This is a genomic window from Pseudomonas sp. ML2-2023-6 (genome assembly GCF_037055265.1).
In the GTDB taxonomy this organism is placed as follows: Bacteria; Pseudomonadota; Gammaproteobacteria; order Pseudomonadales; family Pseudomonadaceae; genus Aquipseudomonas; species Aquipseudomonas kulmbachensis.
In genome coordinates this window covers 3,126,301-3,137,975 of sequence record NZ_CP146347.1, presented here as the reverse complement: position 1 = coordinate 3,137,975, position 11,675 = coordinate 3,126,301, and the positions used below count along the sequence as shown (strand labels likewise).

Sequence of the window (11,675 nt, the reverse complement as noted above, 5' to 3'; positions counted from 1 at the left end):
ATGGAGTTCATGCCTCAAGCTTATAGACAGCCTTAAAACCTAGTGCGTTAATTACTTGTTCAAGAATCGGCTAACGCAATTAAAAACACGCTTTAAATACTAGATAATTACCGCACCTGAAGTCGCACTTTAGCAACCAAAATAATGACCCTGTTGCAATTACCCACTTACAACAGGGTTACAGCTTTACCAGTAACGCTGCTGGGTCAAACGGGACCACAACGAATCGGCTACCTTCTCTACCGAAGAACCGGCAGCCAACCCCACACGCTCCTGCAAACTTTTGCGCTGGGCAAAGTGCAAGTGATACAGCTGGGCTTCCTTGGCGCGTTCGGACAAATACTCGTCACTGGTTTTCAGTTCGTCGACCAGTTGCATGTCCACCGCCGCTACACCCAACCAGACTTCACCAGTGGCCACTTCGTCAATCGCCAGTTGCGGCCGATATTTGGCCACGAAGTTCTTGAACAATTGATGGGTGATATCCAGGTCCTGCTGAAATTTCTCACGACCTTTTTCGGTATTTTCGCCAAACACTGTCAGGGTTCGTTTGTACTCACCGGCGGTCAGCACTTCATAGTCGATATCATGCTTTTTAAGCAGGCGGTTGACGTTAGGCAACTGTGCAACCACGCCAATGGAGCCCAGGATTGCAAACGGGGCGCTGATAATCTTCTGCCCGATGCACGCCATCATGTAACCGCCACTGGCCGCGACTTTATCGATACAAATTGTCAGCGGAATGCCTGCCTGGCGAATACGTGCCAGTTGCGACGATGCCAGGCCATAGCTATGTACCATGCCGCCGCCGCTTTCCAGACGCAGTACCACTTCATCTGTCGGCTTCGCCAGGCTCAGCAATGCGGTGATTTCGTGACGCAGGCTTTCTGTAGCCGATGCCTTGATATCGCCTGCAAAGTCCAGAACGTAGACATTAGGTTTGTCTTCAGGCAGTTTTTTCAGCTTTTTCTCAGCTTTAGCGGTCTGTTTGTGCAGCGCCTTGAGTTGACTCTTGGACAACAGGGACTGCTCCAGACGCTCACGCAGACCTTTGTAAAAGTCATTGAGCTTGGTGACCTGCAACTGCCCGGCAGAACGGCGTCCTTTGCCACGCAATGCCACCAGGGTCACCAGTACCACCAGAATGGCAACCACCAAGGTCACGGTTTTAGCCAGAAAACTGGCGTACTCGGCAAGAAATTCCACAGCCTCTCCTTAGAACGTCTGCAGCCCTCAGGTCAGGGCTGCGCAATGGCAACCAGCATACCGGCGCCAACCGGGGCCTGCCAGCCGTGAAACACCTTACGCGCTGGCACTTGCAGGAATTCAAACAAGCGTATGTTTTTTCATTGACAGCCACTTGCCATCCTCCTAACCTCGCCAGACTTTCAGCGGACCGGGACGACGCGGACGTGGGCAGCATCTACTTGATAAGACATGGCCAGGCCTCTTTCGGCGCAGATAACTACGACATGCTGTCGTCACTGGGTGTGCGCCAGGCAGAAATTGCCGGCCAGCATCTGGTCGATCTGGGTCTGCGTTTTGACCGCTGCCTGTCGGGGGATCTATCCCGTCAGCAAGACACCGCGCGTCATGCACTGGCACAGTTCAGCGCTGCTGGACTACCTACCCCAGAACTTGAAGTAGACGCCGCATTTAACGAGTTCGATGCATTCGCCATACTTGACGCCCTGCTTCCTGGCCTGCTGCCAGACGAACCTGGCGCATTGGCGGCGATGACTGATGCCGCCCATAACCCGGCGGAATTCCAGCGCATCTTTGAGCTGATCATCGACCGCTGGCTCAGTGGCACCTACGACACCCCTGGGCTGGAAACCTGGCTGGGGTTTGTCGAACGGGCCCAGGCGGGCTTGAACCGGATTCTCGACCTGGCCAAAGGCCAACAGACCATTGCCGTGTTCACCTCGGCAGGTACCATTACTGCCCTGATCCACATACTGATCAACATTGCGGCCAACGATGCCTTCAAGCTGGCCTGGCAAATTGTTAATACCTCGCTCAGCCAACTCAAGTTCCATGGCCGCGAGGTGACCCTGGCTTCCTTCAACAGTCATGTGCATTTGCAACTGTTGAAGACGCCGTCACTCATCACCTATCGTTGAGCGTCGGCAACCGCGGCCCAGCGCCGCTGAAACCCACCACAAAAGGATCGAACCATGACTTCTGTAGCTGATGCCGTTCAAGCAATGAAAGCCAAATTCAACCCAGCCGCTGCTGCAGGCCTGGACCTGGTATTTGGTTTCCGCATTGATGACGACAAAAACTTCTCGCTGATCGTCAAAGACAGCACCTGTGAACTGAAAGAAGGCGAAAACCCGGACGCCCAGGTAACACTGGTAATGGACGGTGAAACCCTGGAAGGCATCGTCAGCGGCGAAACTGACGGCATGCAAGCGTTCATGGGTGGCAAACTGCGCGCCGAAGGCGACATGATGCTGGCCATGAAGCTGAGCGAACTGTTCCCGGCTTAAGCAGCAGGCAATACCCAAAACCGAAGCCTGCGCGCTTCGGTTTTTTTTGGCCTGCACTTCACTCAGGCAATGCTTATCAAGGATGCTGATCGCGCACTAACACCCACACCTATTAAGGCCCTGCATGCCTTGTCGACGACGTGGCCGCCCATTAGATTAACGAATATTGCCAAGCCCTAAATATAAGCAGAAGAGATAGATATGGCGCTTACCGACTCGTCCACCCGCATCCGTTCCGGCGAAGAACTCGACGCCAGCCGCATCGATCCTTATATCAAGGCGCATATCCCGGGGCTTGCAGGGCAACCGACAATCAGTCAATTCCCTGGAGGCGCCTCCAACCTGACCTACCTGATTGAATACCCAGGCCAGGAACTGGTGCTGCGCCGCCCGCCGTTTGGCCAAAAAGCCAAATTAGCCCACGACATGGGCCGCGAGTTCCACATCCTCAACCAGCTCAAGAACGCCTTCCCCTACTGCCCCAAAGCCTATGCCCACTGCACCGACACAACCCTGATCGGCTCCGAATTTTACGTGATGGAGCGGGTCAAGGGCATCATCCTGCGCTCTGACATACCCGACGAACTGGCGCTTAGCGCCGACAATACCCGGACGCTGTGCAAGCGCTTTATCGACAAACTGGTCGAGTTGCACAAGGTCGACTACAACGCCTGCGGCCTGGGTGATCTCGGTAAGCCGCAAGGCTACGTGCAACGCCAGATCAGTGGCTGGACCGAGCGCTACGACAAGGCCCTGACCCCGGATGCACCGCGCTGGGAAGCCGTTAAAGACTGGCTGCAGGCCAACATGCCGGCCGACCATCCGACCCCGGCCATTGTTCACAATGACTACCGCTTTGATAACGTGATCCTCGACCCCGCCGATCCGATGCAGATCATCGGTGTGCTGGACTGGGAGCTGACCACTCTGGGCGACCCGCTGATGGACCTGGGCAATACCCTCGCCTACTGGATTGAAGCGGGCGACCCGGCACCGGTGCAATTAATGCGACGCCAGCCAAGCAATGCCTCCGGCATGTTGACCCGCCGCGAATTCGTCGATTACTACGCCGAGCGCTCCGGGATCCAGATCGACAACTACGATTTCTACTACACCTATGGATTGTTCCGTCTGGCGGGTATCGTTCAACAAATCTACTACCGCTACTACCACGGCCAGACCCAGGACAAACGCTTCGCGCAATTCGTGCAAATGAACGCCCTGCTTGAGCAGATGAGCCTCAATGTCATTCGCCGCTCCAGCCTCTAAGCCCGAGATAACAAGGAACCCGCATGTCCAGGACTCAACTGTTCGACCTTGATGGCAAAATTGCGTTCGTGTCCGGTGCCAGTCGCGGTATCGGTGAAGCCATTGCCAAACTGCTGGCCCAGCAAGGTGCCCACGTGATCGTTTCCAGCCGCAAGCTCGAAGGCTGCCAGCCCGTGGCCGATGCGATCATCGCCGATGGCGGCAAGGCCACAGCCATCGCTTGCCATATCGGCGAAATGGAACACATCACCCGGACCTTTGCGCGTATCCGCGAAGACTTCGGGCGCCTCGATATTCTGGTCAACAATGCCGCCACCAACCCGCAATTTTGCAACGTGCTGGACACCGACCTCAGCGCCTTCCAGAAAACCGTCGACGTGAATATTCGCGGTTATTTCTTTATGTCGGTCGAGGCCGGCAAGTTGATGCGCGAGCACGGCGGCGGCAGCATCATCAACGTGGCCTCGATCAACGGCGTTTCACCGGGGGTATTCCAGGGGGTGTATTCGATGACCAAGGCGGCGGTGATCAACATGACCAAGGTGTTTGCCAAGGAATGTGCGGCATTCGGCATCCGCTGCAACGCCCTGCTGCCAGGCCTGACCGACACCAAATTCGCTTCGGCGCTGGTCAAGAATGACGCCATCCTCAAGACCGTCCTGCAGCAGGTTCCGCTCAAGCGCGTGGCCGCGCCGAGTGAAATGGCCGGAGCAGTGTTGTATCTGGCAAGCGATGCATCGAGCTACACCACAGGTGTTTCGCTGAATGTGGATGGCGGTTTTTTGTCGTAGGGCCAGCTTGGCTGGCTACCAGCCCCACCGCCTGGATGGGGCTGGTGTTGTTATCCAACCAAGTACAGATGCAACATTGGAAGCCGTTTCAGATGCCTGCTGGCTGTGACGCCTTGGTGCGTACAGCCTGATGACGTGCATTCACTGCCATCAGGCAACGTTCAGCTTCTTGCACCATCTCGTCGATCAATTGCTGGCAACTTTTCAACTCGCCGATGGCGGCCGCTACTTGCCCGCACGGCAGGATCCCTTCATCCGGCACGCCATCGACCATCGAGCGTTGCAACAACACCGGCTGGTTGGCTGCCATAACGGTTTGTGACAAGGCTGCGGGGTCTTCCTTCACCGATTGGACGAACACGCTGAGCATATGCCCAAGACTCATGCCGGTCTGTTGCTTCCAGTGCCAGGCGCTGCCCAGAGCAATGCGCAGGCGGCCAAAGGCACTGGCCTTTTCCAGGCGATTGATAAACGCGTTCTCGATCATCCGATGGCGCATGCCGTCCACCGCCGTCGTCACGCGAATGTGCTGGGGATCAGAGACTTTTACGTAACGGTCCAAAGTTGCGATAGGGGTTGGCGATTCCTGGGTCATTAGGAACCGCGTACCCATGGCAATCCCGGCAGCGCCGCTGGCCAGCGCCCCGGCCAGCCCACGGCCGGTGGAGTAGCCACCCGCTGCAATCACCGGCACCCGTACTGCATCCAGTACCTGCGGCAGCAAAATGGTGCTTGGCACGCCACCGGTATGCCCGCCACCTTCACCGCCCTGCACCGTGATCATGTCCGCGCCAAGCTCCACGGCCTTGATCGCATGCTTAAGCGCGCCCACAGTCGGAATGCACAACACCCCGGCTTTCTTGAAGCGGTCGATGGTCTGGCGATCCGGCCCACGGCCATAGCTCACAGCACGCAAGCGGTATTCAATGGCCAGATCCACGCACTGCGCGGCATTTTCCTGGAACATATGGAAATTAAGGCCAAAGTTGCTGCCTCCCGTGGCCTCGATCACCCGCTGAATTTCAGCCTCCAGTTGATCCGCCGCGATGGTCGCCCCGGCCAGAAAACCGAAAGCTCCGGCGCGGGTACTGGCGATCACCAGATTGGCGTCCGCCACCCAGCCCATCGCGGTTTGCACGATTGGATAACGACAGCCCAAGGCATCGGTCAATGCCGTTTGCAAATACTCGCTCATCGACGATCACCTGCAGCGGTCTTGTTCGCTTCAATCATGGCCTTGGCGTCATAGCCGCCAAGCTTGTCGCCCGAGAGCAACTCGTTATGGCTATGGGCAAAGTGATGCCAGGCAAACACCGCATCCATCGCCGTGCGCTTGCCCTGCAAATCTTCAACGTGATTGATCGCCTGCTTGGTCAAGGCCAAGCCCATGCGCGGCTGTTTGGCAATGGCCGCGGCCAGTGCGTATGTGCCCGCCTCCAGCTCCTCGCGGGCAAACAGGCGGTTGACCATGCCCATTTGATAGGCGCGTTCGGCGTTCATACGATCACCGGTAAACAGGAATTCCTTGGCGATACGCGGGTTCAGTTCATAGGGATGGGCAAAATACTCCACCCCCGGAATGCCCATGCGCACCACTGGGTCCTGAAAAAATGCATCGTCGCTGGCCACGATCAAATCGCATACCCAGGCCAGCATCAACCCACCTGCAATGCACGCGCCCTGCACCATGGCAATGGTCGGCTTGGGCAGTTCTCGCCAGCGCCGACACATACCCAGGTACACCTCCTGCTCGCGGGCATACAGGTATTCGCCACCGGGTTTGTTGGTGTGATCCCACCACAGGCTGGCGCGATCAAACGCCTTGTTGATATCGCGCCCGGGGGTGCCAATATCGTGACCCGCCGAAAAGTGCTTGCCATTGCCGCGCAGCACTATGACTTTCACCGCATCGTCATTCACCGCGCGGCGAAAAGCATCGTCCAGGGCGTAGGTCATTTGCGAGTTTTGCGCATTGTTCACGGTCGGCCGGTTCATGCTCAGTGTGGCAATACCATCGGCCACCCCATAGAGCACCGGCTCTTCGGTTTCATACACAGCGGTATCAGCCCGCTGCACAAATTCGCTGTCGCTGCTCATGTGAGTTCCTTGCCTTCAGGCCTGGCGAATGCCGGGCGGGTTGCCCTTGAGCGCTGCTGCGCGATAGTCGTGGGGGTCCAGACGGCGAATCAGGGCCAGTTGCTCCGGAGTCGGGGCAACGGTTTGCTTGAGGTCGGCAGCCTTGAGTAACGGGAAGCCAGTATTTTCCTGCACTTGTTCAAAGCTCACTCCGGGGTGCAGGGAGCGCACCTGTACCACTCGATCCGGGCCACCGAAGTCCATCACGCACAGGTCAGTGACGATCAGGCGGATATCCATCAAGTCGCGGCGCATACCCTCTTCCCAACGCTCAGCCTTGAAGCCGACACCCGATACCATGTCCACTTCGCCCGAGACGAAAGCACGGGTGTTATGGGCCGGAACAAAAAACGAGTTGATATGGTTGATGCTGTTGCCCGGCAAGCCGCGCACCCCAAGCATCGCCACCTTGGGCTTTTGATAGTCGCCAATGCATGACAGATTGGTCTGGCCCCAGCGGTCGATCTGGGTCGGGCCGATCATCGCGTGGCGGCGTCCGCCCCATACGCACTCGAACACCCGCTCGAACGACAGGTAACCCGAGTAGCGCGGTACATAATCACCACGAGGCCCCAGCGGGATCGGTTCTTCCACCAGAAATGCTTCGCTGTCGGTCATCAACAGTTCAGGGCTGTGGGTCAATTTGGCCAGGCTCGCACCCAGGCGCGGAATCACGCCCAGGCCCGAAGCAATCACTTCACCGTTGCCGCGCCAGGCTTCACAGGCAGCCACGATCAACAGTTCAGCCAGGGTGTATTCGCTAATAGCAGTCATGTCCAAACTCCTTAAAACACGGGCAGCGGCAAAGCGCTGAGTCGATCGACACCGCCATTGCTGGCCTGGTAGGCGCTTTCGCCCGGGGTCACAAACTCGGCTACATAGCCTTCCCAGCCGCCTTCCTCAGCGGCACTGGCGCTGTAGCGTTTCAAATGGCTCATGTCCCAGCCGTAGTCGGACGGGCACGACGTCGGGTGCGCGCCAAACGGTGCATGCACCACGCCGCTGACCAGATAGCGCTCGAACGTGTTGAAGCGGGCTTGAGCGGCATCCAGGCTCAAGCGCTCCTCAATCCGCTCGCAAGACACAAAACACTGCTTGGCAGCACGGGCGAACAGATGATCGAAATACGGATCAGGACCGGTGACCAGAGTGTTACCCAGACGGTCCGCCACGTTGACGTGCAAAAAGGCCATATCCAGGTTCAATGCCGGCATCGCCAGCAACACTTCGCCATCGTCATAGGGCGACTGCACCTGCTTGATCTCGGGGTTCAGGCGGCTGACATCAGTGGCCAGGCCGCATCGGGTCGGCAAAAACGGCAGGCGCATACCCGCGGCGCGCAGGCCCCATTGCAGCATGCCTTCGTCCAGTTCCATCAGCTCCAGTTCACCGGCCTCGCGGGCCTTGCGAAAGTAGGCTTCGAGCGGGATCGCATCGAGGGTGGCAAAGCCGAAAACCAGTTTTTTGACCTTGCCGGCCGCGCACAGCATCCCGACTTCAGGACCGCCGTAGGCGACCACAGTAAGGTCCTTGACGTCCGAGCGCAGGATCTCGCGCACAATCGCCATGGGCTTGCGCCGTGGGCCCCAGCCGCCGAAGCCGATGGTCATGCCGTCGCGCAACTGGCCGACCACGTCTGCCGCTGTCATTTGCTTGTTCATGGTGATTCCTTACTGTTCTTGGCCCACGGAGAAATCGTGGCCCCACAGGCTTACCCGGGTGAATTCAAAAGCGCTGTGCTCTTGCCAGTCCACCAGCAAGCCGCCGTAGCCGTACTCCAGGTCAAAGCCTGAAGGGGTTTTCATATCAAACGAGGTCATGCGGTCGTTCAGGTGCTGGCCGAGGGTGGCCGACAACGGCACTTGGTGGGCGATGCGCCGGTCATGGGCGCGACCGACTTCGGTCATCGACTCGACCTCGACCATCACGTGCACACAACCGGACGGCACCGGGTATTCGGCCAACGCCAGGCTGTGGTGACGGCTGTTTTTGCAATGTAAAAAATGGATGCGGACCGGTGGCGCCGAAGGGTCGGGCCGGAAGTTGAAAATGTCCGACAGTTCAAAGCCAAGCACATCCTTGGCAAACGCCAGCGTGGCATCGAAATTCGGTGCAGGCAGCACGGTGTGGCCCAGGCCCATATCGCCAGTGATAAAACCCGGTACGCCTTGCGGCGAGATAAACGGCTGGCAATCGGAGCGATGGCCCCAGCTCAGTTCATGACGGTTGCCCGACGGGTCGGTGACATGCAGCAGCGCTTGCACACCGCGCTGATCGCACTGCTCGGGGGTGCCCAAGCGCCAGTTCACATCAGCTTGATCCAGTACTTCGATGGCGGCATTGAATGCCTTCTCGCTGGCCAGTTCCCAACCGGAGGCCAGGTAGCGCGACTCACCGCCTGGCACGATCAGCATGCGAAACGGACGCTCATCCATTTTCACGTACACGCCACCGGCGGGTGCTTCGCTGACCATCATCCCGAGCACGTCCTGGGCATAACGCTGCCACTGAACGGGGTCGGCAGACTCTGCAACGAAGTAGCTCAAACCACGAATGTCGATCATGTGCCTGCTCCTCAATGCCTGTATTTATTGGCTGAGAGCAGTATGGGAAGGAAGGTTGCGAGGCTCATCGTCCGTTGAGACTAAAGCTTGATTGGCGGAACACACATAAAAACTGCAGGAGCGAGCCTGCTCGCGAAAGCGATCATCCAGTCAAACACGCTTTCGCGAGCAGGCTCGCTCCCACAGGGGGGGGGATTACATATAGAGAATCACCAGTTCATTGATCACCGACGGCCGCTCGCTGCCCAGTACATGGGTGTTGAGTTCAAGGGTCAACTGGGTGCCGCTCTTGACGCGCTCCACCTTCTTCACCCGTGCCCGCGCATGAATCGTCGAGCCCGCTGGCACCGGTGCCGGAAAGCGCAGTCGATCCGAACCGTAGTTGATCATGTTGCTGAAACCGGTGATCTCGTACCCCAGGTTCAGTTTCATCCGTGATTGCAGAATCTGCACCAGCGCCCCATGGGCAATGGTGCCGCCAAACGGGCTTTGCTTGCGCGCCCGCTCTGGGTCGGTATGAATCCAGTAGTCGTCGCCCGACAACTGGGCAAAGGTGTCGATCAAGGCCTGATCGACCACCACCTGATTGCTCCAAGGGCTGAATTGGTCGCTGACCAAGGCCTGTAATCCTGCTTCGTCATCCAGAGCAATCTGGCGCACCGCTACTGCTGCTGCAACCGGTTGCTCGACCACGCGTAAGGTCTTCAACGCATCTGCGTCCTTGTCCAGCCCGGTAAAACGCAGCAGCCGATTTCCTTTGCCATCGACCTCGGCAAACACCGGTTGCAGACGCATGCCGATCTTCACCTCTGACTCGTCCAGCCCCACCAGGTTGGTATTGATCCGTACGCCTTGATCCAGTTCGACCACCGCCAGCATTTGCGGCATTTCATCGGCGAAATCCGGCAGGGTCGCGATGCGGGTTACGGTAAAGCTGTATAACGTCGCCCCGCCGCTGACTTCACGCCAGGTCAGGGCATGGGTGAAGCACGCCGGGCAATGCCGACGCGGATAAAATACCCAATGGCTGCAGTGCTCACATTGCTGAATCAGCAGACGCTCAGCCTTCAGACCTTCCCAGAACGGCGCAGAAATTTCGGTCGCTACCGGCATTGGTTTGTTATTCGACATCGGATTCAAGCTCCCTGAAGTATCAATGCGCCCTGCTCACTCATCACCCCACCGGTGCCTGATACATACACCGTGTCGCAACGTTTGAGCTGGCGTTCACCGGCTTCACCGGCAATTTGCGTCACGGCTTCGATTACCTGGCTCATGCCGCCGGCCGAGCCTGCCTGACCAAAGCTGAGCTGGCCGCCGTGGGTGTTCATCGGGAAGTCGCCGCGCCAGGTCAGATCGTGTTCACGCACAAAGCTCATGCCTTCGCCCTTGGCGCAAAATCCGGCGTCTTCCAAGGTCAGTAAGGCAGTGATGGTGTAGCAGTCATAAATTTGTGCCGCATCCACATCACCTGGCTTGAGCCCGGCCATCTCGAAGGCGCGGCGCGAAGCAGGCCCGATTGGGGTGTGCAACATGTCAGCGGCATAGGACGGCGACTTGAATGCCAGGTGCTCGCCAAAGCCAGTGATCCAGGACGGTCGCTTGCGGGCTCGTGCTGCCACCTCTTTGGAAGCGATGATCATTGCGGCGCCACCCGCCACAGGCATGACGATTTCCAGTACATGCAGCGGGTCAGCGACTTTTTTGCTGGCCAGTACTTGCTCAATGGTCAACGGCTGGCCGTAGAACATTGCTTGTGGGTTGAACTGCGCATTGGTGCGTTGATCCACCGCGATTTTTGCCATCGCCCGCGGGTCGTAGCCATATTGCGCGGCATAGCGCTGAGCGATCATCGCGTAACCGGTGTTCTGACCCATATGGCCGTATGGCAAATCGAACTCGGCTTCAGGTGCGCCAAACGCCGTGCTATGCCCCCCAAAGCGCATGGCCCGGGCCATCCAACTGGCGTCTTCATCCGGACCCATCGGTGCCATGCGTGCAGGCAATACGCACAGCACCGCCTGGCACAAACCCAGTTCGATGGCGGCCGCTGCGCGCCAGACCATACCCACCGAGGTACAGCCACCAAGGTCGACGACTTCGGCAAAATTGAGTCGCAAGCCCAGGTATTCGGCGGCCATGGCCGGTACGAACACCGAAGCTTCGTGAAATTGCGGGCCGTTGATCACCAGCCCGTCGAGATCGGATGCCTGCAAACCTGCATCCTGCAATGCCTGAGCCGCCAGGTCGGCAACTTGCTCCAGATGGAACATGCGCGGGGCCGTAGCGTATTTCTCCGGTTTGTACTGTGCGCTGCCGACAATGGCCGCATGACCTTTAAGACCCATGGGTTTCTCTCTTTGAATGCGAACTGGATCACCTGTGGGAGCGGGCTTGCTCGCGATGGCATCAATGCGATCAGA

Annotated in this window: 12 protein-coding genes; 4 read left to right on the top strand and 8 right to left on the bottom strand. The window is 58.1% G+C overall.

Annotation, left to right across the window (positions count from 1 at the left end; genetic code table 11):
• Positions 1–186: 186 nt before the first annotated feature.
• Entirely contained in the window at positions 187–1,206 is a 1,020-nt protein-coding gene (gene sohB, locus V6L79_RS14440) for a protease SohB (protein WP_338579031.1), read from the bottom strand.
• A 206-nt stretch (positions 1,207–1,412) separates the two neighbouring features.
• Here sohB and V6L79_RS14435 point away from each other — a divergent pair, with 206 nt between their 5' ends.
• The 4 genes from V6L79_RS14435 to V6L79_RS14420 all read left to right on the top strand — a co-directional run bounded on the left by V6L79_RS14435 (position 1,413) and on the right by V6L79_RS14420 (position 4,552).
• Positions 1,413–2,123, top strand: coding sequence for a histidine phosphatase family protein (locus V6L79_RS14435; RefSeq protein ID WP_338579030.1), 711 nt, complete (start codon positions 1,413–1,415; stop codon positions 2,121–2,123).
• Between the two features lie 54 nt (positions 2,124–2,177).
• Entirely contained in the window at positions 2,178–2,492 is a 315-nt protein-coding gene (locus tag V6L79_RS14430) for an SCP2 sterol-binding domain-containing protein (RefSeq protein WP_048358034.1), read from the top strand.
• 201 nt (positions 2,493–2,693) lie between these two features.
• Positions 2,694–3,761, top strand: a complete 1,068-nt coding sequence (locus V6L79_RS14425; protein ID WP_338579029.1) for a phosphotransferase family protein — start codon at positions 2,694–2,696, stop codon at positions 3,759–3,761.
• 23 nt (positions 3,762–3,784) lie between these two features.
• Positions 3,785–4,552 (top strand): SDR family oxidoreductase, encoded by a 768-nt coding sequence (locus V6L79_RS14420; protein ID WP_261742163.1) that lies wholly within the window; start codon positions 3,785–3,787, stop codon positions 4,550–4,552.
• Between the two features lie 88 nt (positions 4,553–4,640).
• Here the strand turns inward: V6L79_RS14420 and V6L79_RS14415 are convergent, their stop codons facing one another.
• The 7 genes from V6L79_RS14415 to V6L79_RS14385 form a co-directional block, all read right to left on the bottom strand.
• Positions 4,641–5,747: a nitronate monooxygenase gene (locus V6L79_RS14415; RefSeq protein WP_338579028.1), complete on the bottom strand. Its 1,107-nt coding sequence runs from the start codon at positions 5,745–5,747 to the stop codon at positions 4,641–4,643.
• Entirely contained in the window at positions 5,744–6,649 is a 906-nt protein-coding gene (locus V6L79_RS14410) for an enoyl-CoA hydratase (RefSeq protein WP_338579027.1), read from the bottom strand. The genes V6L79_RS14415 and V6L79_RS14410 overlap by 4 nt, the downstream gene beginning before the upstream one ends.
• 15 nt (positions 6,650–6,664) lie before the next feature.
• Positions 6,665–7,462, bottom strand: a complete 798-nt coding sequence (locus tag V6L79_RS14405; protein WP_338579026.1) for a ketoacid CoA transferase — start codon at positions 7,460–7,462, stop codon at positions 6,665–6,667.
• An 11-nt stretch (positions 7,463–7,473) separates the two neighbouring features.
• Positions 7,474–8,349 (bottom strand): CoA transferase subunit A, encoded by an 876-nt coding sequence (locus tag V6L79_RS14400; protein WP_261742159.1) that lies wholly within the window; start codon positions 8,347–8,349, stop codon positions 7,474–7,476.
• Positions 8,350–8,358: 9 nt separating this feature from the next.
• A complete protein-coding gene (locus V6L79_RS14395; RefSeq protein ID WP_338579025.1) occupies positions 8,359–9,252 on the bottom strand; it encodes a VOC family protein in 894 nt (297 codons plus the stop codon).
• Between the two features lie 195 nt (positions 9,253–9,447).
• Positions 9,448–10,383: an OB-fold domain-containing protein gene (locus V6L79_RS14390; RefSeq protein WP_261742157.1), complete on the bottom strand. Its 936-nt coding sequence runs from the start codon at positions 10,381–10,383 to the stop codon at positions 9,448–9,450.
• 5 nt (positions 10,384–10,388) lie between these two features.
• Complete coding sequence (locus V6L79_RS14385) at positions 10,389–11,600, bottom strand: thiolase family protein (RefSeq protein ID WP_261742156.1); 1,212 nt, start codon at positions 11,598–11,600, stop codon at positions 10,389–10,391.
• Positions 11,601–11,675 lie beyond the last annotated feature (75 nt).